The sequence below is a fragment of the Psychrobacter sp. L7 genome, assembly GCF_002810365.1.
GTDB classification, from domain to species: domain Bacteria; phylum Pseudomonadota; class Gammaproteobacteria; order Pseudomonadales; family Moraxellaceae; genus Psychrobacter; species Psychrobacter celer.
This window is the reverse complement of sequence record NZ_NEXR01000003.1, coordinates 128602-150771: the sequence shown is the minus strand read 5'-3', so window position 1 is coordinate 150771 and position 22170 is coordinate 128602. Positions and strand designations below refer to the sequence as shown.

Genomic DNA, 22170 nt, shown 5'->3' with positions numbered 1-22170 from the left:
GATGGCACGTCAAAAAAAATCTGGTATTAAGATACGAGAAGAAAAACGAGATAAACTAGAAGAAAAGCGCTTTTCGTTAGCTTGCGAACTAATAGACAAACACATCGACCTGACAAAAATTGCAGCTTCTGAAGATAAACAGCGAGCGTTTGACCTGATGTGGCTAAAGTTTGATACTAATTTATCTACTAATAAATATTTTAAAGATGTTAAGAGATATTCTACCTCATACAATCACGCCGTAAAATACTGTCAAAGTCGAATAGAAGATAAAAATATTGATATAGGTTTTCCTAAACTTATCATTCAATCATCTCGTGCCAAATCTTTTCGTACACAAGAATGGTTCAATGATGGTAAGCGTGTACTAGATTTTTATCTAAATTGGGCTAAAGGTTTAGAAACTAAAAAAACTGTTGATATAACTGTAAATGATATCTTATTCACTCTAATCTTTCACAGTGCAATTCTAAAGGCTCCTGTACTACAGGAAATATTGAATCAAATAATTGGGAAACGTTTAAAAATTGAACAAATTTCAGGTTTGCCAACCCTCACTGTGATCGTCAAGGACAAGGCTTATCATACAAATACTTATAAAGCGTCAGAAGCGGTTCATCAAGCACAGGTTTTTCTTTCTCCACTATCAGCTCATATTATTCAGTCTTATATCAAAGAGCAGAAAAACACCGTTATGGAACGTGATAGAAATCTCACAATATACAAACGGTATCAAAGCATACAACTGATACAAGCAAATCAGGGTAATGAGATAGAACTTGGTTTGAAACGTTTTTTAATGGGTGCGGTATATGTGCTAGAGAATCATTTTTTCTTCGATCTCCCTGAACATACTTGGTACATTATGACGGGTAAAGAGAATACCTATAGCCTGGCAACTTCTAATTGGCAGTCTCTGATCTATAATATTCAACACAATGAGAATCAGAAACAAGAAGAATTTAATAGCATTTTGACTAACATTGACAGTAATAGCCAGGCAGAAAGTAGTCCTTGCTTAGTAGTGGAGATAGCAAAGTTACTTAGGAAAGACATTAAAGACAATAATGCTAAATTATCTGAAAAGAAATTAATTAAAGAGCTAGATGAAATTTATAATCGATTAAAAAGTGGTCAAAGCACTTTGCAAGAAAAAGCAATAGTTGGCTGGCTATTATCAAAAGCACGTACCTGTAAAGTAAGCAGTGTTCAAACCTATAGTAATACCATCACTAATCGCTGGCTAGCACTTACTCAAGACACAAACCTAGAAAGTTATCAAGAAGAAGATTTTATAACGCTATATAGTGAGATGATTGAACTCAGTAAGACCACGAAAGCAAAGAATTCAGTCGCTACATTAATTAATGAAATACACCAATACATGGTTAAATACTACCATACAAAACCTATGGCTCCATTGATTACAAGCGATAAACCCCATCATAAAGTTGGTTATATATCAGAGCAGATGTTCCAAGCTATACTTGATAAGATTGATAGACTTACTACAAATGTAGATGAAAAGCAGGCTTTGAGCTTAGCGTTAATATTAGGACATCGGTGCGGGCTAAGAATTGGTGAAATAGTTAAAATAAGATTGCGTGATGTAGCCGAAACTCAGAATTATCTAGAGATTAGAAATAATAAGTTTGGAAACAATAAAAGCCTCTCTGCTTTACGTCGTGTATTACTTGCACAACTATTAACAGAATCTGATATTAAGTTAATTAAGCGTGTTTACATCAAACGTTCAGGCGATAAAGGTCAAACGCTTATAGCCAGCCAAGATGGCATGTCTTACAACGCTCAAACAATATCAAAAATGCTTACACATCTTATAAAAGAGGTTACTGGCTTAAGCTATCTTACTACACATCATCTACGTCATAGTTGTCTAACTAATTTTCAGTTAATGTCATTTTTATACGATAAAGACTATCAATTTAATGGCCATCCAGGTGCAACGTTTTTAAAAGGCTTGCTACCCTACGAATCAGCTCAAGCTGCTAGCATCATCAATCATTTCGAAACGAATCTTGCGTACAAGAAAATATATGCTTTGGCAGGAATAGCAGGCCACGCTACCCCTAGTACAACATTTTCATCATATGTACATTTTACGGACATTCAGGTGGGATTATTATTATGGCAGACCAATTTTAAACTAGCTATGAAGCACAATCAGATACTAAAAATACCGAGAAGACAAAAATTTGAAACTGAAAATATGCATTTAAGACTAAATGAATATCTCATTGATAAGCTTAAACTGCCTTATTTTCCGAAACCTATGCACAGTAAAATACTGAATGATGATTTTGATGAAAAAATTGTAAAAGTTAAGAAATATTCTTTCGATGAAGTACATCAAGTTCTTGAAGCTTATACTCAGAAAGGTGATTATGAGAACCTCATGCATATCTATGATGTCAGTCAAGAAACTGTTGAAACATGGCATCGTAATGCAAAGCGACTAAGAGACGATTTAGAGTTTCAAACTAGGAAAGGCAACCCTAGGTTGTTTGATATCAATAATAAAGGAGGCTTATTACCTGTTAAGGATAGATATGATGATGATAGAAGAATCATGATGCAAATGACGGAAAAATTTCGTAGCCTTTACTTAGAGAGTGAGGACAAAAAACATATCCATCAATTTATATATCATACACTTACTCACTCTCAAAATAATAAAAATTTTATTATATTTAACTGCGCAGTAGACCTCTATAACTACCTTCAAGTTATTCGTAAACTAGTCTATAAAAAAGATATTCGACTGAGCTACTACAACTATGCACAAGCTGCCGAAAAAGATCAGAATAATTGGAACGACGCTTTAAAAGATATACCTATTTCACAGAGAATAAATATGGATAATGAGCAAGAAGAGAATTTTTGCCAAAATCGAAGGCAGATCCGAGTAGAGCTCTCACTCGCTAGTCAGACTGAAGTTACAAGAATTCAAAATAGGGCAAACTCTGTTATACCTATAAAGCAGTGGAATGTGAGGACAATACAAATATTTTGTCACTATGTATTCATTATGATGGGTGACAGAATTAATAAGGAAGTAGCGTAATATGAAACTATCTGCTAAAACGATTAGTTTAAATAGCAACTCAATCGTAAAACTCCATCCTTTAGCCAGTAGGCTTCATCAAGTACTGATCAAAGCCTATATTAGTAGTGATAAGAGTACCTATCTCAAAAACGTACCTAACTATTTTGGCAGCAGAGTTGACATACCTATTCATAATATTTCTGTCATATTTAAAGACGGTTTATACGAAATCATCGGGGGCTGTTTTTCTCCTATATTTGATCTAAATGATATTTCTAATGAAAATACTGTGATTCTAAGTTATACAACATCTCAAGGTCATGATACAAAGAATAAAACTGATGAACAGATAAACAGAGTAAAAAAAAGAATTCAAGATAAGTTTGACCAAGACGTAATAGACTTTATATATATGGATTATATTAGGGCGATTTCTATTCTTTCACTTTCAAAACCAGGTGTCATGTATTCCGAAATTAGAGAGTTATCACAGGCTAAAGGCAAATATAGTAGCGCTATTTGGAACGAAATATTTGGTAATGAAGATGAATCTCCAATAAACTATCTTAGTCAGAAAGATTTTTCAATGCTTATCGATAAGACTCGAGGTACTGTGAATAATCATAACAAACTTAAAGGTTTCACATACCAAGCAAAGGATTCCTGAATTACTGCCAGATGTATTATTAATGGATACATTGCTACAATCTTTAGTAATATTCAAATAAAGAAGTCTTTTGAACATGCCTAAGTTCAGGTTAGAACAGAGCTATCAGATGAATCGTTATTGATCAAATGGACAATTTAAAGATAAAGAAGGTCACTTTTAAAATGTATTTTTGTGTTCCACCTTATGAGTTAACGAACGATATACATTGAATATAAAATGATTTTTTATCAGTGCATAACTGGTGTCCCTTGCGTGTTAAAAGCAAAAGCTTTATTATTAAAATTACCAATCATTACCGCCTCAATCACTGGTTTAACCGTATCATCTAAAGCTTCAACCTCAATGATAAAGTCTGCACCAGGACCCCCTTTATTTTCTTCTTTTTCAACGATATAGTTGAGGGTTGCCATAGGTGGCAGCTTAATTGAGTTCTTGATATATGATTTTATTAGCTCTCCGTTAGTACCGTAGTAATCAATTTTATTGATATATAGTGATTTTTCTAATGTGGTATTACGAATGCTCAAAGTCGCCGATAGCAATACTTTTTCATTGTACCTATCAATATAAATGTCTGAATAAATGGGCACATAAAAGGTTTGTTTATAACTTAATTGACGGGGATCGACGGCTGAGGTTATTTCAAGCTCTTTCATAGGATCTTTATTATTTTCTGAAAATACTATATTGGGATCTTTTATTGATTTATCACAACCTGATAACAGCACCAATATAGCAATGGCTATGGCGGACATATTGAGCTTGTTCATGATATTTCCCTCTTTTTTTTGCATCTTACCATCAGCTTAATATTCTAGTTAGGAGACTAAATACATTCATGTATTGTCAGTCTTTAGGTATATGTAGCTTGTAGCCGACACCGATTTCGGTTAAGAAGAAATTTGGTCGAGAAGGATTATCTTCTAGTTTCTGGCGTAAATTTGACATAAATATGCGAACATAATGTTCTTGATGGTTATGACCTTTACCCCAAACTTCATTAAGCAGTTGTTTATGGGTCAGTACTTTTTCCGCATAACGGATCAGGACAGTCAGCAAGCGATACTCAATAGGTGTTAAATGGACGTCTTTACCATTTTTCTTGACTTGTCTCTGCGTGAGATCGATGCTGACATTGCCAAGCTCTATCTGACTAGGTGCTTCGTAGCCAACCTGCCAGCGGCGCATATGTGCATTAACACGCGCAACCAATTCGCCCATACTAAAAGGTTTCACTAAATAATCATCCGCACCTAAATTGAGCGCTTTTATTTTATCCTGTTCATCACTGCGAGCTGATAATACTAAAATAGGTAATGAGGACCACGTCCTAATATCTGCAATGACGTCACAGCCATCACCGTCAGGTAAGCCAAGATCTAATATAAGTAAATCAGGACGGCGCGTCGCAGCTTCTATTAAGCCCCTGTGCGAGCTATCAGCGATATAAACTTGATAGCCTTCTTGCTCCATCGCTGTTTTAATAAATCGCGCAATATGGGCTTCATCTTCGATAATTAGTATGGTCTTCATTAGTGTGTTTTTCGCTATTAGTATTAACCTTATGATATAGCACTTATCGTGCTAAGTTTGCTGAATCAATGTTTGGGCTGCTTGCTATAAAGTCGTCACTCAATAAATCTTGTTCAGGCAAAGGTTGCCAAGGTAGCGTTATAATAAATTGTGCACCGTGAGGTTGTATATTATTAGCGCTTAACGTGCCACCCAGATGCTCAACTAAATCTCTGCTCAAAGCTAAGCCTAAACCCAATCCCGTTGTAGTACCTTCCGAATTCCCTCGAGTAAAGCGCTCAAATATTTGCGTCTCCATACCTACAGGTAGACCTTCTCCTGTGTCTGTCACCGTTATCAGGTATTGCCGATTATTATCAAGCATTGCTTTGATGCAAATACAGGCATTGTCTAGGGTATAATTGATTGCATTGGTTATTAAGTTATTTAAAATACGCGACAAAATCAATTCGTCGGTATAAATAAAGTCAATATTATGGGGAATGTCTATTTCTATCTGGCGCTCTTTTAAATAGTGCTCAAGCTGACGGATATTACTACCAACGATTTCTTCTAAGCTCACCCATTGCTTGTTTAGTTTCATGCCGCCAGACTGTAGCGAGACGTAATCTAAAATATTAATGACTAAACGCTGAATGACGTTTGCTTGCTGCTCAATATCGACTGCCAGTTGCTTCTGCTCACTTGCCGTTAAACTCTGGATAGCAAGAGAAGATGCTAAACCAGATAATACCGTTATTGGCGTTCGGATATCATGAGACAGGGCCGATAATAAAGTCCCACGCAGCCGCTCTGATTCTACCTTTATGAGCGCGGTTTGAGCCACTTTTGCGTAATATACCCGCTCTAAGGCTAGCGTTATTTGGGCAATGGCCATATCAAGGGTTCTTTGTTGTTCGGGTTGATTGAAACTCTCACTATCTGTAGGCATCAGTGCTAAAACACCGAGCACCTGATTTGATGTAGCGAGTGCCCGATAGTGCATCGTATTGGCGGTGAGTGTATTAGTTCCTAGTCCCGCGCTTTCGTTATGATCAAATACCCATCGGGTGACAACCCAGTTGAATTCTGCAGGTATCGTACAGTCAGTCATAACGACCAGTTTATTTTCCACGTCTGGCATCACTATAATTGCAGTGCTAGCAATATGCTGTGTTAGCCATGCTGCAGCTTGGCTGATGATGTCATTGTTTTTACGAGCAGCACTTAGGCTTTGAGCAAGATAGCTCATGGATATGGCCTGTTGTTCACGTTTACGGGCAGCTTGTGCCTGAAATCGCAGGCCAACTGCTAGGTTGTTAATGATTAAAGAGACGATAAGCATAACGGCAAAGGTGACTAAGTATTGGACATCACTGACATTAAATGACAGCTTAGGTTCAACAAAAAATAAATCAAAACTTAACACACTTAAAAAAGCAGCTAATATACCAGGCGCGCGTCCAAAGCGTACTGAGATAAAAACAATCACTAACAAGTACAGCATGACTACGTTGGCTAAATCAAACCAGCGCGTGAGAGCCACTAAGGTAACGGTTACTAATCCGCATCCCAAAATTGCCATGAGATAACCATTACGGTTATCTACCGATGATAATTCTGCCACGTTCCAAGACGGTAATTGACGCTCATTAATAGTTTTGCTTAACTGCTTAGTTTGATTAACCAATATCAAATCTAAATTAACGTCTTGCTGTGAGATGAGCTTGACCAGCGACTGACCCCAGTGATACGGTCTAGAGCGGTTAGCATGGTTTTGTCCAATAATAATACGGCCAATATTGAATTGATGGGCATAGCTGGCCAAACCCTCTGCCACAGTAATGGCACTAATCACTTCAGTTTTTGCACCCAAATCATCCGCTAAACGCAATGCCTCCAAAACTTTCTGCTTATTATTAACTGAACGATTTAAACCGCGTGGCGTATCGACATGTACCACATACCACTGTGAATGTAGACTACTGGCCAGCCTAGCAGCATGACGAATGAGGCGTTCACTGTTTGCCCCCGTACTGATTCCTACCAATAGCTGATCTGCGGTATTCCAAATAGGTGAAATTCGAGCTTGGTTACGATAATCTTGCATATCGGCATCGACCAAGTCTGCGGTTCGGCGTAATGCCAGCTCTCGCAGCGCGATCAAATTACCTTTACGAAAGAAGTTATTAATAGCGTGCTTGGCTTGGCTTGGAATGTATACTTTACCTTCGTGAAGACGCGCCAATAATTCATCTGGCGGTAAATCAACCAATACCACTTCATTTGCCTGATCAAAAAACCAGTCGGGCAAGGTTTCTTGAACCACGACTCCAGTAATTTGATTGACAACATCATTTAAGCTTTCTAAATGCTGAACGTTTAGGGTCGTGTAAACACTGATACCTGCTTTTAGTAACTCTTCAACATCGTGCCAACGTTTAGGATGGCGAGATCCTGGAATATTACTATGTGCCAACTCATCAACCAGCAAAATATCTGGATGACTGGCGAGAGCGGCATCAATGTCAAACTCTTGTAGCATCTGTCCACGATATTCAATCTCGCGTAGCGGCAATACTGATAGCCCTTGTACCAGTGCTGCTGTCTCACTGCGGCCATGGGTCTCTACAATACCAACCAATACATTACGTCCATGCGCTTGTGCTTGGTGTGCAGAGGTCAGCATGTCATACGTTTTACCAACCCCGGCCGACGCTCCAAAAAATATCTTTAATTTACCTCTATTGACCGTATACTCTTGCTGCTTGATTTGCTGCAATAACGCATCTGGGCTAGGGCGGTTAATATTCATTATGACCCTCGATAGCTCTTAAATAAAAGTAAATTAAAGTGGCGGCTTTTGGTTAATCCGGTAGTGTTGTTTAATACTGTCTTACTATTTAACTGGGAGAGTAGATATCTCGTCTAAAGTTAAGTTAACTGCCAGCACATTGACACGCGGCTCGCCAAAGACATTAAACTGCTTACTATCGGTATTATCATTGATCGCTTTTTGTACTTGTTCGATACTTATCCCGCGTATACTTGCCACTCTATTGGCTTGCCACTGTGCCGCCGCAGGTGAGATATGTGGATCCAAGCCACTTCCCGACATGGTCACCAAATCAATCGGAATCGGCGCTTTATTCTGTGGATCAGCCGCCTTAAGCTTTTGCACTTGCGCCTCAACATTGCTGGCAAGTTCAAGATTTAAAGGTCCCAAATTACTACCTGAAGATTGGGTGGCATCATAACCTTCACCCGCAGCAGAAGGTCGTGTCCATATATATTGTGGTTGGTCAAACTGTTGACCGATAAGCGCAGAGCCAACCAGCTGCCCCTCTTTTTCTATTAAGCTACCATTTGCCTGATTGGGCATAGTCACTTGCCCGACGCCAGTCATCAATAATGGGTAGCATAACCCTAAAATGATACCTAATAGTATAAATAGTAATACAGCAGGTTTGAGCATTGGCATATAAGTAGCAGCGTTATCTAGTGTGTTGCTGCTACCTGTTGCATCTTGTAGTGATGGCTTGGAGTCAGTATCTGGATGAGAATGAGTGTACATAGTAATATTCCTTATGAATGATTAGACCAATTGCAATACGTTAATGAGCATATCGATAACCTTTATTCCCACAAACGGTAGCAGTAGTCCGCCCAATCCATATATCAAGAGGTTCCGGCGCAATAGGTTAATAGCAGAGTTTGGACGATACTTGACGCCTCGCAGCGCTAGTGGAATTAGAAATACAATGATTAAAGCATTAAAAATAACCGCTGATAAAATAGCGCTCTTTGGGCTGCCCAAATGCATAATATTTAAAACGTTTAAGGCGGGATAAGTACCAGCAAAAGCTGCTGGAATAATCGCAAAGTATTTAGCGACGTCATTAGCCAAGCTAAAAGTCGTCAGCGCCCCACGGGTCATCAACATTTGCTTACCGGTTTGCACCACTTCAATAAGCTTGGTCGGGTTTGAGTCCAAATCCACCATGTTCGCCGCTTCTTTGGCCGCTTGAGTCCCACTATTCATAGCGACGGCAACATCAGCTTGAGCAAGTGCTGGCGCGTCATTGGTACCGTCACCAGTCATCGCCACCAGCTTACCTTGGCGCTGATAACTACGAATCAGCTCAAGTTTTTGTTCTGGGGTAGCCTCCGCCATAAAGTCATCAACCCCAGCTTCAGCAGCGATAGCAGCAGCGGTTAAAGGATTGTCACCAGTAATCATCACGGTAGTAATACCGATTTTTCGCAATTCAGCAAAGCGCTCTTTGATACCAGATTTCACCACGTCTTTGAGCTCAATAACGCCTAATATCTGCTGACCGTCTGCAACTAACAGTGGTGTACTACCACGGCGAGCAACTTCTTCTACTTGTTGCTCTAGATTATTAGGCAGCGTACCACCTTGTTCTGTCACCCAATTTACAATGGCGTCATAAGCGCCCTTACGGATGCGGCGTTGCTCAATATTGGTACCACTCATTCGAGTTTGTGCCGTAAATTCGATATTTTCAGATGGCTTTGATTTCCAGATATTCTCATCGATATCAAAACGGCTTTGTGCCAGTTTGACGATACTGCGACCTTCGGGCGTCTCATCGGTTAGCGAGCTAATCAATGCCACTTCAGCTAGCAAGTTCTCGTTGATACCATTCGATGGCAGAAATAAAGAAGCTTGACGGTTACCATAAGTAATAGTGCCGGTCTTATCGAGCAATAGCACATCGACATCGCCAGCAGCTTCTACTGCTCGTCCAGAGGTCGCAATGACATTGGCTTGCATCATACGGCTCATACCTGCTACCCCAATAGCCGATAATAAACCGCCAATCGTTGTCGGGATCAGGCAGACCAGTAATGCGACTAAAATAACAATAGAGATGGGTTCGCCTTGACCTGATGCGAGCACTGCAAACTGAGAGAATGGCAACAGGGTGACGCAAACCATTAGAAATATCAGGGTTAATGCAATAAGCAAAATAGTCAGTGCAATCTCATTAGGCGTTTTAGTACGTTTGGCACCTTCTACCAAGGCAATCATACGATCCAAAAATCCTTGCCCCGGCGCTTGGGTGATACGAATAATCAGCCAGTCAGACAAGACCTTAGTACCGCCAGTGACTGCGTTAAAATCACCGCCACTTTCACGGATTACAGGAGCGGATTCACCAGTAATGGCTGATTCATCGACTGAAGCAAGACCTTCTATCACCTCACCATCCGCCGGAATGATTTCTCCCATTTGCACTAATACAATATCGTCTTGATTGAGCTCCGTCGCCTGTACCATAGTAGCGGCGGATAATCGGTCGCTACTAGCAAGCTTACGCGCTTGCACATCTTGACGTGCCTGCTTAAGACTCGATGCTTGCGCTTTACTGCGACCTTCTGCTAACGCTTCAGCAAAGTTGGCAAATAATAAGGTAAACCATAGCCAAAACGTGATTAACAAGGTAAAGATCAGTCCAGTTTGACTCTGAATTAACATGTTAATGGCTAATATGGTCGTCAACCATGAACCGATATAAACGACGAACATCACGGGATTACGCCACTGAACGCGAGGATCAAGCTTGAGTAGCGCATCTTTTAGCGCCGGTTTAATCAGTGCCGGATCTAACAGACCTTGTGAAGGTTTTTCGGGCAAATCAGAGTTATCAGGCTCTTGTTGAGGCGGCACATCTAAGTCTTTATTATTAGAATCTACTGAAACATTCATGGTTTTTATTCCTAACATAATCATAAAAAAGGGGGCAATTCACCACTAAAAAGGTAAGGGCCTATTTGCCAAAGTTTAGACAAATAGGCAGTCGCTAACCTTTCATCATCCATATATGCTCTACAATAGGTCCAAGCGCTAAAGCAGGAATGAAAGTCAATGCGCCAATCATCAGCACGGTTCCAACTAATAGACCCACAAATAATGGCGTGGTCGTCGGTAAAGTACCGCTATTGACTTCAAGTCTTGGTTTTTTCGCCAATGATCCTGCCAAAGCCAGCACTGGAATGATGACCCCAAAGCGCCCGACCACCATCGCAAGCCCAAGCATAGCGTTATAAAACACCGAATTAGCGCCCAATCCTGCAAAAGCAGAACCATTATTATTGGCCGCTGAGCTAAAGGCATACAGCACTTCACTAAAACCATGAGCGCTAGGATTGAAAATCCCTGCTTGACCGCTGCTTGTCATAACACTAATCGCCGTTCCCATTAGCACCATAGTAGGCGCTGCAAGTAAAGCCAATACCACCATTTTCATCTCAAATGGTTCAATCTTTTTACCGAGATATTCTGGTGTCCGTCCAATCATGAGTCCTGATACAAATACCGCCAATATTGCAAATAGCAACATGCCGTACAGTCCGGCTCCGACACCGCCAAATACCACTTCACCTAACTGCATCTGTAACATCAAACCAAAGCCGCCCATGGGCGTAAATGAGTCATGCATCGCATTTACCGCACCACATGATGCTGCAGTAGTAATAGTGGCAAATAACGATGAAGCCACAATACCAAAGCGCACTTCTTTACCTTCCATATTTCCACTGACATCAGCAGCGGCTAGCCCTGACACTTGTGACGTTAACCAAGGATTACCAGCAAGCTCGCTGCTCACCGTTAATGAATACATACCGACAAACAATACCGTCATGGCTGCTAATATCGCCACCCCTTGCTTCAGGTTGCCGCTCATCTTACCGAGACAAAAACACAGTGAAGTAGGAATAAGAAAAATAGCGAGCATCTGAATTAAATTAGAAAAAGGCGTTGGATTTTCAAACGGGTGGGCAGAGTTAGCGTTAAAGAAACCACCGCCGTTAGTACCTAACATTTTAATCGCTTCTTGTGACGCGACTGGTCCTAAGGCGATAGTTTGGGTATCACCTTGAAGGGTTTGCACGTCCATATAGGTCGATAAGGTTTGTACAACACCTTGACTCATTAATAGAAGCGCGATGATTGTCGCTATCGGTAATAGGATATAAATATTACAACGCCATAAATCGACCCACGCATTACCAAGGTGAGCGCTTTTCTTAAATATCAAGCCACGCATCAAGGCAAAAGCGACGGCAATACCTGTTGCTGCTGACAAAAAGTTTTGTAGCGACATACCCATCATTTGGGTGAGATAACTCATGGTGCTTTCGCCACCATAAGCCTGCCAGTTAGTATTGGTCATAAAACTGATGGCCGTATTCATGGCCAAGTCCCAAGTAACTCCGGTCATCGCTTGCGGATTGAGCGGTAGATTGCCTTGCACCAGTTGCAATATAAATAGCGCCAAAAAGCCAATGATGTTAAACAAGACAATAGCGAGTGCATACTGTTTCCAGTTCATCCCCGACGCAACATTACCTTTGCTATCTCGTCCAAGCATACCGAGTGCAGTAAAACCGCGTGATTCAAGACGGGATATCGGTGCCTGCATACGCTGCATGATATAACCGGATAAAAAATAGCCCAAAGTAAATAAAATGAGAAGATAAATAATCAACTGAGATAAAGCCTGGATGGTCATTAGAACGCCTCCGGTTTAATCAGTACGTATAGCAAATAGACAAATAAACCTAGGGCGATAAGCCCTGAAAATACTTCCATAGCACTCTCCTAACACTAAGATCAGTCAATTAATTGCCGCAAGATTACTAAGACCTTGCTGCTCATTGGATAATGTCATTATTATGCTGAGAGAAGTATAAAAGTGTTATTAAGATAAATAGGCAGGATATAAAGAAAGTATAAAGATGAGAGTTAGCTAGTAGATAGGCAGGTATTAAGTGTGGATAACTATCTTGTTTTAGCTAGGAACACTGAAGAGGTAACGACTAAAGACAACACTTATTTACTGGCAATAGAGGACACTTCTTTTTCTTGGGATGCGGACACAGAGATTCTGACCTTTGAAGAAAAACCGTATAAAATCGGAGTTGAGCTTTATCTTGGCGGTACTGTATTTACTTATCCTAACGCGAATATTACCGATCAGATAAAGGTAAAATGGATAGATTATGGTTTGGATAAAGGGTGGCTTGGTGGTTGAACTGGATAGACCATTCCTTAAACTTTAGAAGCTAATTTTCCAGATATATCTAATAGATAATAATCTAAAAACGTTAATCTAAATAATAAACGCAAAAAAACATGTATAATTACTATGCTTTTTTCGAATGCTAATGTGCAATAATTAAACATTTTTAGTGACCAAAATATGGAATATAGTTCACGTAAAATGTCTTAAATTGCGCCAAACGTCATAGCTGTTTATTGACCTAAGCTATTGATATGTATGTTTTTATAGGTTAATATAACTTAATAACTATTTATAAAGTTTAGTGGTTCTAGCCTGTCACGCCGGGGGTCGCGGGTTCGAGTCCCGTCCGCTGCGCCATATTTAAAACGAATTTAGACTTTCAAGTTTAAGCAAGTTTCGCCTCAAGTATTAGTTTACTTGAGGTTTTTTTGTGTCTGTAAGTCCGCCTCGTCAAACTCTCGACAACTTTAAGTCTAACCATAAAAACCAGTCAGCTTATCGCGATTAACATATAGTAAGTGCTAAATAAAAAGAGTACAGATTTTATGGCGTGCTACTGGGATGAATTTTATGCCGCCTCTGGAGTGACGAAGTCACACAGCAAGCAAAGAAAATTTATACCAGTAGCACTGTACTTATTTTATAGCGGATCGACTATATAACAACTCAAACCATAAAACGCCAAGCATTGCCTACTAGCACTATAACTAATATCAAGTCACGAGCTAAAATATTAAAACCAGCTGCTTTTATCATCGTGGCTTATATGCTATTAATATAGTTAAATCCCTGTATAGCGACAGTCACTGCCCCAGATTTAATCTGACACCACCCCTTTTACCCTCGATGAATAAAAAAGTGAATAAACACATGGAATATCACCACATACCTAGAGAGCCGCTCGGCTTTTTTCCAACGCCATTGATTGAGCTGACTCGACTGAGTCATGCGCTCGGTGGCCCCATGGTTTTTATGAAGCGCGATGATCAGACGGGGCTGGCATTAGGCGGTAATAAAACTCGCAAGCTAGAGTTTATCATTGGTGACGCTCTTGCCAAAGGTGCCGATACCATCATTACTGCGGGAGCTGCGCAGTCCAATCACTGCCGGCAGACGGCCGCCGCTGCTGCAAGCTTAGGGCTTGAGTGTCATTTGGTATTAGGCGGACAGGCACCTGCGGCAGCTAACGGCAACCTACTACTCGATCAGATTTTTAGTTGTCATATTCACTGGGCAGGTGCTCATCGCAAAGGCGAGGATATCCCTCAGCTCGTAGAGCAGTTGACCAATGCTGGCAAAAACGTCTATGTGGTGCCATATGGCGGCTCAAGTGAGCTGGGCGCGCTTGCTTTTGTAGAAGCATTTAAGGAGCTTGAGGCGCAGCGTAGTGAAATCCATGAGACCTTTACCCATATTGTTTTTGCCTCTAGCTCGGGCGGTACCCAAGCAGGACTGATGCTGGGCAATAGGCTATTTGATTCACCCTCGCAGATTATGGGTATCAATATCGACAAGGGCGAAACCGACCAAATCCCCTTTGATGAATACACGCTTGCGCTTGCCAACCGTACAGCAGAGCTTATCGGCGCAGACCATCAGTTTACAGCAGCTGATTTATGCCTAAACGATGATTATGTCGGCGACGGCTATGGCGTGGTTGGCGCATTAGAAAACGAAGCCATCGCTTTGACAGCACAGACCGAGGGAATATTATTAGATCCTGTCTATACAGGCCGTGCGATGGGTGGGCTTATCGATATGATTCGTACAGGCAAAATCAAACACACCGATCGGGTATTGTTTTGGCATACTGGCGGCGCTCCTGCCTTATTTGCTTATGCCAATGACTTGAGGATATAAAAGTAAGCGATAAAAAACAGAGCCGCTTAATAGCCAATTAGCCAAGCCCACCCTACCGCGGCTCATTAAGTTTATTCACACTCGCAATAAGCGCCACCATGATCATACCTATCATAATCAAAACGCCTGACATCATATGCGCGGCGTCATAATTGAGCGCTTCGACTTGCTCATATATGGCGATAGACACAACTTTGGTCTCACCAGAGATACTGCCGCCTATCATGAGCACCACGCCAAACTCGCCAATGGTATGAGCAAAGCTGATTAAACTACCCAAAATAATACCAACCTTGGCTTGTGGGAGCGCAACTGTCATCAAACGCCTTAGGCGGCTTGGCTCGAGTAATTGTGCCATCTCCATCACGCTCTTTGGAATACGCAAAAACTGCGCATAAACCGGCTGAATATAAAACGGCAAGGAATAAATAATAGAGCCAATAACCAAGCCCTCAAAGGTAAAAATAAGCGGGCTGATATTGTGCTCATGAAGATAGTGACCGATACCAGCGCTAGGGCTTAGCAAAAGCAGTAAGTAAAACCCAATCACAGTGGGCGGTAAGACCAGCGGCATAGCGATAATGCCCATCAGCACTACCTTTACCCGTGCAATGATACGTCCACGACTGGGCTTGGCTAGCCAATAAGCCACAGGAGTGGCAAAAAACAGTAAACACAAAGTGCTGGCGGTGGCGAGCTTAAGACTGACTAAGAAAGGCGCGAGCATGTCTGACATTAGCGATGAATCTATCATGATGTCATTTCTCATGGCTCATTGTATTCACAAAGGTTTATTGTATCTAAGAGATTGCTATTGCACGGTTAAATACCCTGCTTGTGAGAAGTATCGCTGCCCCTCGGCTGAACGCAAATAGTTCGTAAAATCTATGGTAGCAGGTTTATCACTAATGATAATACCATCTTGGAAAATAGCCGGATAAGACTCAGGCGCTAAGGTAATAAATTGCTCAGGTTTCGCATTGATAGCGATAATTTGTGATTGCGCGACAAAGCCATAATCGACACTGCCTGTATACGCATATTGAAAGGCTTGCCCGATGTTTTCTGCTTGTATTATGCGTTTTTGCTGCACTAAAGGGTCATATAACTTTTGCGCCTGCAAGTAAGACTGTGCCGACGCGCCATAAGGCGCAAGCTCAGGACTGGCGATAGCGATCTTGCTACTGCTGTCGCTTAGCAACATATCACTCAGCGCTTTTGGACTGAATCCATCCAAAGGTTTGTTGACGCTATATAGCGCCAGCTGACCTTGCGTATAGGTAAAAGGTTGATGCGTCGTGCTATCTTTGGGGATCTTATCAGCAAGCTTAGCAGGGAACTCTTGATTGGCTGATAAAAACATATCATAAGGCGCGCCTGCTATTATTTGCGCATACAACTTGCCAGATGAGGCATACGTGACTTCTATATTATCCTTGGACAGCTGATTAGCGATTTGATAGCCATCAATAACCTCAGGCAATACATCCGATAAATTGGCGGCGGCGGCGATACGTAGCGTCTGCAATTGCTTAGATTCATTATCAGTAGAGGTATCTGTAGCACTCTTTGACGTACAAGCACTTAAGGCCAATAGCGCACCACATAAAACGGCTACTTTAACCATTGTTGCTCAGCCATTTAGAGGGCGCATCCTCGTAATACTCTTGCTTCCACACAGGAATATCAGCCTTAATGGCATCGAGTATCCAGCGGCAGGCATCAAACGCGGGATAACGATGGGCAGAGACCACCCCTACCCATACCGCCACATCGCCAATCTCTAATGCGCCGATACGGTGGATGGCAATAGCATGGGTAATCTCAAAACGCTGTTTGGCCGCCTCAATGATAGCGCGGCCTTGGTTTAGCGCCAAATCCTCATAGCCGTAGTAACTCAAGCGCTCAACGCTGGTGGCGTTGTTATGATTGCGCACACGGCCCTCAAAGCAGACAAACGCGCCGCAGCCGTCATTGTCCAACGTGCGTTTCAATCTATCCTCGTCTATGGCGATATCTAACAATGCAAAGCCATCACGCTGTGCAATGGCATAGACCTCATCAACGCTGCGTTTGATGGTCATAGAATGGCTGTGGACGTTGTCTATCATATGTTATCTCTACTCATGGTTTCTACTTACTATCTCTACCCCCTTGCCTAGCCGCCTGCGACTGGGGTGATAAATACCACGCTATCACCATCATTAATCGGATCGGTCCATTTAGCGAAATAATCATTCACCGCCACCCGCAGCTCTTGTTGCGAATGACTAAAGCCATGCTTTTGACTCAAGTGCTCATAGAGCTCGCTTAGTGAAGTTGACGGCTCGACCTTGATGGTTTCTTGTTGACAATTGGCAGCGTCAGCTAGGCTAGCAAAGTAAAGAACTTGTACGCTCATCGCCGCGGCATCGTTGGTTGCTTTAATAGCGCTCATTATATTCTCCGTTCTGTGCAAGCTATTCAGCTTCATTTCACTGCTAATCATTAAAACGAAACTGTATTATCCTAAGCATGACAATACTCTGATTTGCCACCCGTTTTGGTGATTAGGCGCACGTTATCAATGGCGATATCGTGCGATATGGCTTTGGTCATGTCATAAATGGTCAGGCATGCCACGCTTACAGCCGTCAAGGCCTCCATCTCAACGCCCGTCTTGTGCGTGACTTTGACCGTAGCGCTGACAGTTATGCTGTCAAGATTGTCATCATAGTCAAAGCTCAAACCTATCTTATCGAGTGGCAAGGGGTGACATAGCGGTATCAAGTCATGCGTGCGCTTTGCAGCCATAATACCGGCGATATGCGCGGTCTGGGTGATACTGCCCTTTTTGGTCATGCCATCAGCGGCTTTGATCTGCTGATAAACCTCGCTGGGAAATCGCACTTGTCCGGTCGCATGAGCCTCTCGCGTGGTAGCCCGCTTGCCACTGACATCGACCATAGTGATATCACCGTTGCTATCTAGGTGTGATAAGCCGCATTGAGTAGCTCGATTGTCTATTTGGACGTTGTTATTCATTGAGAATTTCTCTGATATTAATAGTCTGACATTGATAGAGTGCTTAGCGAGTGGCAGGCGCGCTCAAAGTCTGTAGGCGTATTAAAGTTGGTCAAATACTGCCAACTGTTTGGAAAGGATACCGCTTGTAAATAAGGTTTGATAAAAGGCATAACTCGCCGCGCGCCATTATCGATATAGGCCTTTAAATCAGGCTCAAGACTTAATGGATAAAGCCCTAACAGCGGATATAAATGACTGTCATCAGTTAAGCAAATCACCTTCTTATCAGCTTCTTGATTTTTGTTTATTTGAGTCGCTACAGACTGCAACTTTTGCCATAACTCTGTAGCAGGTATCAGACTATCACAGCTAATCACCAACAGCCATGATGACTGGTTTTCCGTTAAAGCATCTGATGGCTGAGTCTTTATCACAGTTTGCAGAGCCGACTCGATAGCGACCAATGCACCGCCCGTGTGAATTTGGCTGTTGCTAATCTGACCGTTACTATTTTGGCCAGCGCTATTTTGTCTATCAGCATTCTGGTCATTAATCATATTAGCGCCATAATCAGCAATATGCATAACAGGCGCTTGTGATTCGCTATCCATCAGCTCTGAACCAACATGAAAGCCACGCCCATTATCAGCAACCATAATAGGTATGTCTTTGTTATTACCAGTATGAGCTTGAGCCAAATCCAGCGCATGCCGGACATGATAATCCAGCAGGCACTCCCCTGTTGGTAACATAAGCGCCGCTTTGGCTGTGCCCATTCGTTTGGAAGCACCGCCCGCTAAAATAACAATACCAGCTAAGCTGTCTAAGGGTTTCAAACCATTTATCATAGACGCACTTTACTTATCATCACCTCAGTCATGGCTTGGGTTTTGTGCCATAAAGTGTGGTACAAAGTTGCACGGCCGCGTACGGCTATCAAACTGCTCTTTTAAGATATTCTCCCACCCTGTACGGCAAGCGCCCGAGGAGCCTGGCAAACAAAAAATACCGGTATGATTTGCCATGCCTGCAACGGCGCGCGACTGCATCGTTGACATGCCAATCTCATCTTTTGAAATCAGACGAAACATCTCACCAAAACCATCGATCGATTTATCAAATAAGACTCTCACCGCCTCTGGCATGCTATCTCTGATAAAAAACCCTGTACCGCCCGTGGTAATCACCGCATGCACGTTTGGATCGGCAATCCAGCCGCTAATCACTGCTCGTATCTGATAAATATCATCGCTAATGAGCTTGCGATCTGCTAGATGATGGCCTGCGTCGGTTAAGCTATCTGCTAGGTACTGGCCTGACGTATCTTCTGCCAGCGTCCGACTGTCAGAAACGGTCAATACGGCAATATTAAGTGGGGTAAACTTGGCAGCAGGTTTGCTCATAGGGATTCCTCAAAAGTACAGTTTTTATGATTCAAATATAGCTTTGATGATTAGAGTGCAATAATGCTAACCACCGATAATCGATAAATTATGCATAATGCCGCTATTGGACTCATGCAAATGATGGTGCTCAGGTTTAATCGGCATAAAGCTGTGTAAAGTTTCAACCAAACCTTGCACATCCCCTGTTTGCAGATGCTGACGAATATCGTAGTTGCCTTGATCAAACAGACACAGATGCACCTTACCTTGGCTGCTGACTCTGAGACGGTTACACGTATCACAAAAATGCGCGGCATAAGGGGCAATCATACCGATGCGCCCAACATAGTCTGGATGACTATACTCTACCGCTGGACCATCACTACTACCGCGCACGTGTGGCTGCCAACCATGCTCAGTCAAATAATCGATGATGACATCGGACTGCGCATGCTGAGCAAAAAACAGATCGCTGTTATCACTGGTTTGCATAAATTCAATAAAGCGATAAGTAACGGGTCGGTCTTTGACATAGTCGATGGCGTCCATCAAGTTTTCAAACGCGGTCTCTGCCATCAAAATACTATTTATCTTCAGCTTAATCTCTGTGGTATTTAATAACGTATCCATATCTGACAGCAACTGCGGTAACGTATTAAAGCCTGTCATCTTATGAAAGGTGTCTGCATCAAAGCTGTCCATGCTGATATTCAACTTATTTAATCCAGCCGCTTGCCAATTGGCCAGATGTTTACCCAGCTTATAACCGTTACTGGTCATAGCGACGGTTTCTATGCCTTCGGTTTGTTTAATGGTTTGAATAATCTCGACAACATCGCGGCGAATGGATGGCTCACCGCCGGTGATTCTCACCTTTTTAGTGCCAACTTCGGCAAAACCGCGAATGAGCGTGGCAATCTCAGGCACGCTTAATTCATCATCAGGACGCTTGCCTTGATAGCCATTGGGCAAACAATACTCACAGCGAAAGTTGCAGAAGTCGGTGATAGAGAGGCGCAAATAAGTCAAACGACGCGCAAAGCTGTCCGTTAAAAGCTGATGGCTCTTAGTTAAATGGCTAGCATCAACGTCCGTAGACGCAGCGGTAGGCAAGGCGTGAGTACCATCAGATATCGCAGGCGCGGCTGGCGAATACAGTTGAGCACTGCCGATGCTAAGCTTGTCATCATTCATAATTTACTGCCAATTGCGATTTATACGTCTCATCTATTCGTCTGATGGAGCCAAGGAAAAGGTTGCACAATCACTTCACTACCTGCTGCGACATCACCGCTGTCTTTGTCCAACACGACAAAACAGTTGGCAAGGCTAAGCTGTTTGATTCTATGTGACTGCTGCCTGGCAAAACACTCCACTTCATACTCGCCTGCAGCGTTTTGCCTCAATACGCCGCGCTGAAAATCTTTGCGACCGACTGATTTTTTGATGTCGTTTGTTAGTTTCGCCTTGATATGTATTTGCATCGGCTGCTCAGTTACGCGCGCGCCTGATAGTTGCCATAGTGCCGGTAGCACAAACTGTAGCGTACCAACGACTGTCGACAAGGGGTTACCAGGTAAGCCAAAGTACAGTACTGGCTTATCCAAATCTTTAGCAAGCTCCCCAAACACAAAAGGCTTACCAGGCTTCATCGCCACTTTGTAATGGTTAATTTGCCCGAGCTGCTCGATGACGGTAGTCAAAAAATCATAATCACCCACCGACACGCCAGCGGTCGAGATTAGCACATCACAGTCTTGCACGGCTTCATTAATAGCAGCCGTGGTCTTATCCAAATCATCAGGGATAATGCCGTAGTCGCGAATGGTAATCGGCAAACCAGCCAGCAAAGTCTTTAGCGTTGGGGTGTTGGAATTGTATATTTGTGCCAGACTTGTCAGCGCATCACCGACAGCCACCAGCTCATCGCCTGTTGCCAGTAGCCCGACGATAAGCGGCGCAAAGACGCTGACTTGGCTGATACCTAAGCTTGCAAGTAGGCTAATATCAGCAGGGTTTATGCGCTTACCGACTGTCAATACCGCTTCACCTGCCTCTATCTCTTCGCCTTGCCGGCGAATATTGCTATCCACTTTGGCCGCTTGGGTCAGTGTTACCTGATAAGGCCTTGATTTGTCGATTGTGTCTTTTATTTTTGCAAAGTTGGTATTTTCTTGCATGATGACGGTATCGCAGCTATCAGGCACCACTGCCCCTGTAAAAATCCGTACGCCCTGCCCTGCTACAAGCCGATCTGTATAAGCGCTGCCCGCTTGTGACTCGCCGATGATCTCGATAGTGCTATCTGCCGATAGTTCGCTGCCTTGCGCGATAGCATAGCCATCCATCGCCGATAGGTTTTGTCTGGGTATATCAAAAGGCGAGGCAATATCTTGCGCCAGTATCTGATTGCCGCTGTCTTGCAAAGCGCACTTCCTAACAGCTCTTTGCCTTAGAGAAAAATCGTTATTATTGTAATCTTCTACGCGCGCTTTTATCGCTAATTGCAAGGCTTCCATGGTAATCATAAAAGAGTACTCTTCTTTTTTTGACGGCTATTAAATCGCTCAATGAGCAGCTATTTTTCTCGCGTATCGGATTGACTATAGCTGATAT

The 22170-nt window shown here is 42.4% G+C and carries 20 protein-coding genes; 4 read left to right on the top strand and 16 right to left on the bottom strand.

From position 1 onward, the window contains the following. Position 1: 1 nt before the first annotated feature. Positions 2 to 3085 carry a tyrosine-type recombinase/integrase gene (locus CAP50_RS04365; protein ID WP_100749152.1) on the top strand — a complete coding sequence of 1028 codons (3084 nt, stop codon included), beginning with the start codon at positions 2 to 4 and terminating at the stop codon, positions 3083 to 3085. A gap of 1 nt (position 3086) precedes the next feature. After that, complete coding sequence (locus tag CAP50_RS04360) at positions 3087 to 3734, top strand: hypothetical protein (RefSeq protein ID WP_100749151.1); 648 nt, start codon at positions 3087 to 3089, stop codon at positions 3732 to 3734. 230 nt (positions 3735 to 3964) lie between these two features. On the opposite strand, the gene CAP50_RS04355 is transcribed toward CAP50_RS04360, so the two are convergent. The 7 genes from CAP50_RS04355 to kdpF all read right to left on the bottom strand — a co-directional run bounded on the left by CAP50_RS04355 (position 3965) and on the right by kdpF (position 12870). Then, positions 3965 to 4507 carry a DUF3124 domain-containing protein gene (locus tag CAP50_RS04355; RefSeq protein ID WP_100749150.1) on the bottom strand — a complete coding sequence of 181 codons (543 nt, stop codon included), beginning with the start codon at positions 4505 to 4507 and terminating at the stop codon, positions 3965 to 3967. 76 nt (positions 4508 to 4583) lie between these two features. Next, entirely contained in the window at positions 4584 to 5270 is a 687-nt protein-coding gene (locus CAP50_RS04350; RefSeq protein WP_020442997.1) for a response regulator, read from the bottom strand. 43 nt (positions 5271 to 5313) lie between these two features. Next, on the bottom strand, positions 5314 to 8064 hold the full coding sequence (locus CAP50_RS04345; RefSeq protein WP_100749149.1) for a DUF4118 domain-containing protein: 2751 nt from the start codon (positions 8062 to 8064) through the stop codon (positions 5314 to 5316). 84 nt (positions 8065 to 8148) lie between these two features. Further along, positions 8149 to 8823, bottom strand: coding sequence for a potassium-transporting ATPase subunit KdpC (gene kdpC, locus CAP50_RS04340; RefSeq protein WP_198411590.1), 675 nt, complete (start codon positions 8821 to 8823; stop codon positions 8149 to 8151). A gap of 21 nt (positions 8824 to 8844) precedes the next feature. Next, the gene (gene kdpB / locus CAP50_RS04335; RefSeq protein ID WP_226941152.1) at positions 8845 to 10983 is read right to left on the bottom strand and encodes a potassium-transporting ATPase subunit KdpB; all 2139 of its coding nucleotides are present in this window, start codon (positions 10981 to 10983) and stop codon (positions 8845 to 8847) included. A 94-nt stretch (positions 10984 to 11077) separates the two neighbouring features. Beyond that, positions 11078 to 12790: a potassium-transporting ATPase subunit KdpA gene (kdpA, locus tag CAP50_RS04330; RefSeq protein WP_100749148.1), complete on the bottom strand. Its 1713-nt coding sequence runs from the start codon at positions 12788 to 12790 to the stop codon at positions 11078 to 11080. Continuing rightward, a complete protein-coding gene (gene kdpF, locus CAP50_RS12915) occupies positions 12790 to 12870 on the bottom strand; it encodes a K(+)-transporting ATPase subunit F (RefSeq protein ID WP_084674193.1) in 81 nt (26 codons plus the stop codon). The genes kdpA and kdpF overlap by 1 nt, the downstream gene beginning before the upstream one ends. Before the next feature lie 181 nt (positions 12871 to 13051). Between kdpF and CAP50_RS04320 the strand changes: the two genes are divergently transcribed. Then, positions 13052 to 13312: a hypothetical protein gene (locus CAP50_RS04320; RefSeq protein ID WP_100749147.1), complete on the top strand. Its 261-nt coding sequence runs from the start codon at positions 13052 to 13054 to the stop codon at positions 13310 to 13312. 861 nt (positions 13313 to 14173) lie between these two features. After that, positions 14174 to 15163 (top strand): D-cysteine desulfhydrase family protein, encoded by a 990-nt coding sequence (locus tag CAP50_RS04315; protein WP_100749146.1) that lies wholly within the window; start codon positions 14174 to 14176, stop codon positions 15161 to 15163. Positions 15164 to 15215: 52 nt separating this feature from the next. On the opposite strand, the gene modB is transcribed toward CAP50_RS04315, so the two are convergent. The 9 genes from modB to CAP50_RS04270 all read right to left on the bottom strand — a co-directional run bounded on the left by modB (position 15216) and on the right by CAP50_RS04270 (position 22082). Further along, positions 15216 to 15917: a molybdate ABC transporter permease subunit gene (gene modB, locus CAP50_RS04310; protein WP_100749355.1), complete on the bottom strand. Its 702-nt coding sequence runs from the start codon at positions 15915 to 15917 to the stop codon at positions 15216 to 15218. A gap of 57 nt (positions 15918 to 15974) precedes the next feature. Then, a complete protein-coding gene (gene modA / locus CAP50_RS04305) occupies positions 15975 to 16790 on the bottom strand; it encodes a molybdate ABC transporter substrate-binding protein (RefSeq protein WP_100749145.1) in 816 nt (271 codons plus the stop codon). After that, positions 16783 to 17247 (bottom strand): molybdenum cofactor biosynthesis protein MoaE, encoded by a 465-nt coding sequence (locus CAP50_RS04300; RefSeq protein WP_424108347.1) that lies wholly within the window; start codon positions 17245 to 17247, stop codon positions 16783 to 16785. Before CAP50_RS04300 ends, modA begins: the two co-directional genes overlap by 8 nt. A 74-nt stretch (positions 17248 to 17321) precedes the next feature. Then, entirely contained in the window at positions 17322 to 17600 is a 279-nt protein-coding gene (locus tag CAP50_RS04295) for a MoaD/ThiS family protein (protein ID WP_172953058.1), read from the bottom strand. A 71-nt stretch (positions 17601 to 17671) separates the two neighbouring features. Further along, a complete protein-coding gene (gene moaC / locus CAP50_RS04290) occupies positions 17672 to 18187 on the bottom strand; it encodes a cyclic pyranopterin monophosphate synthase MoaC (protein WP_100749143.1) in 516 nt (171 codons plus the stop codon). A 17-nt stretch (positions 18188 to 18204) separates the two neighbouring features. Then, on the bottom strand, positions 18205 to 19017 hold the full coding sequence (gene mobA / locus CAP50_RS04285; RefSeq protein WP_100749142.1) for a molybdenum cofactor guanylyltransferase: 813 nt from the start codon (positions 19015 to 19017) through the stop codon (positions 18205 to 18207). A 24-nt stretch (positions 19018 to 19041) separates the two neighbouring features. Beyond that, positions 19042 to 19572: a molybdenum cofactor biosynthesis protein B gene (gene moaB, locus CAP50_RS04280; protein WP_100749141.1), complete on the bottom strand. Its 531-nt coding sequence runs from the start codon at positions 19570 to 19572 to the stop codon at positions 19042 to 19044. 66 nt (positions 19573 to 19638) lie between these two features. Next, positions 19639 to 20748 (bottom strand): GTP 3',8-cyclase MoaA, encoded by a 1110-nt coding sequence (gene moaA / locus CAP50_RS04275; RefSeq protein ID WP_100749140.1) that lies wholly within the window; start codon positions 20746 to 20748, stop codon positions 19639 to 19641. Between the two features lie 29 nt (positions 20749 to 20777). Next, positions 20778 to 22082, bottom strand: a complete 1305-nt coding sequence (locus tag CAP50_RS04270) for a molybdopterin molybdotransferase MoeA (RefSeq protein WP_100749139.1) — start codon at positions 22080 to 22082, stop codon at positions 20778 to 20780. Positions 22083 to 22170: the final 88 nt, after the last annotated feature.

What these genes read in the sequence shown, in the direction of transcription:
- CAP50_RS04365 (WP_100749152.1), top strand. Translation starts at nt 2, where the DNA reads ATGGCACGTCAAAAAAAATCTGGTATTAAGATACGAGAAGAAAAACGA.
- CAP50_RS04360 (WP_100749151.1), top strand. Translation starts at nt 3,087, where the DNA reads ATGAAACTATCTGCTAAAACGATTAGTTTAAATAGCAACTCAATCGTA.
- CAP50_RS04355 (WP_100749150.1), bottom strand. Translation starts at nt 4,507, where the DNA reads ATGAACAAGCTCAATATGTCCGCCATAGCCATTGCTATATTGGTGCTG.
- CAP50_RS04350 (WP_020442997.1), bottom strand. Translation starts at nt 5,270, where the DNA reads ATGAAGACCATACTAATTATCGAAGATGAAGCCCATATTGCGCGATTT.
- CAP50_RS04345 (WP_100749149.1), bottom strand. Translation starts at nt 8,064, where the DNA reads ATGAATATTAACCGCCCTAGCCCAGATGCGTTATTGCAGCAAATCAAG.
- kdpC (WP_198411590.1), bottom strand. Translation starts at nt 8,823, where the DNA reads ATGTACACTCATTCTCATCCAGATACTGACTCCAAGCCATCACTACAA.
- kdpB (WP_226941152.1), bottom strand. Translation starts at nt 10,983, where the DNA reads ATGAATGTTTCAGTAGATTCTAATAATAAAGACTTAGATGTGCCGCCT.
- kdpA (WP_100749148.1), bottom strand. Translation starts at nt 12,790, where the DNA reads ATGACCATCCAGGCTTTATCTCAGTTGATTATTTATCTTCTCATTTTA.
- kdpF (WP_084674193.1), bottom strand. Translation starts at nt 12,870, where the DNA reads ATGGAAGTATTTTCAGGGCTTATCGCCCTAGGTTTATTTGTCTATTTG.
- CAP50_RS04315 (WP_100749146.1), top strand. Translation starts at nt 14,174, where the DNA reads ATGGAATATCACCACATACCTAGAGAGCCGCTCGGCTTTTTTCCAACG.
- modB (WP_100749355.1), bottom strand. Translation starts at nt 15,917, where the DNA reads ATGATAGATTCATCGCTAATGTCAGACATGCTCGCGCCTTTCTTAGTC.
- modA (WP_100749145.1), bottom strand. Translation starts at nt 16,790, where the DNA reads ATGGTTAAAGTAGCCGTTTTATGTGGTGCGCTATTGGCCTTAAGTGCT.
- CAP50_RS04300 (WP_424108347.1), bottom strand. Translation starts at nt 17,247, where the DNA reads ATGACCATCAAACGCAGCGTTGATGAGGTCTATGCCATTGCACAGCGT.
- CAP50_RS04295 (WP_172953058.1), bottom strand. Translation starts at nt 17,600, where the DNA reads ATGAGCGCTATTAAAGCAACCAACGATGCCGCGGCGATGAGCGTACAA.
- moaC (WP_100749143.1), bottom strand. Translation starts at nt 18,187, where the DNA reads ATGAATAACAACGTCCAAATAGACAATCGAGCTACTCAATGCGGCTTA.
- mobA (WP_100749142.1), bottom strand. Translation starts at nt 19,017, where the DNA reads ATGATAAATGGTTTGAAACCCTTAGACAGCTTAGCTGGTATTGTTATT.
- moaB (WP_100749141.1), bottom strand. Translation starts at nt 19,572, where the DNA reads ATGAGCAAACCTGCTGCCAAGTTTACCCCACTTAATATTGCCGTATTG.
- moaA (WP_100749140.1), bottom strand. Translation starts at nt 20,748, where the DNA reads ATGAATGATGACAAGCTTAGCATCGGCAGTGCTCAACTGTATTCGCCA.
- CAP50_RS04270 (WP_100749139.1), bottom strand. Translation starts at nt 22,082, where the DNA reads ATGATTACCATGGAAGCCTTGCAATTAGCGATAAAAGCGCGCGTAGAA.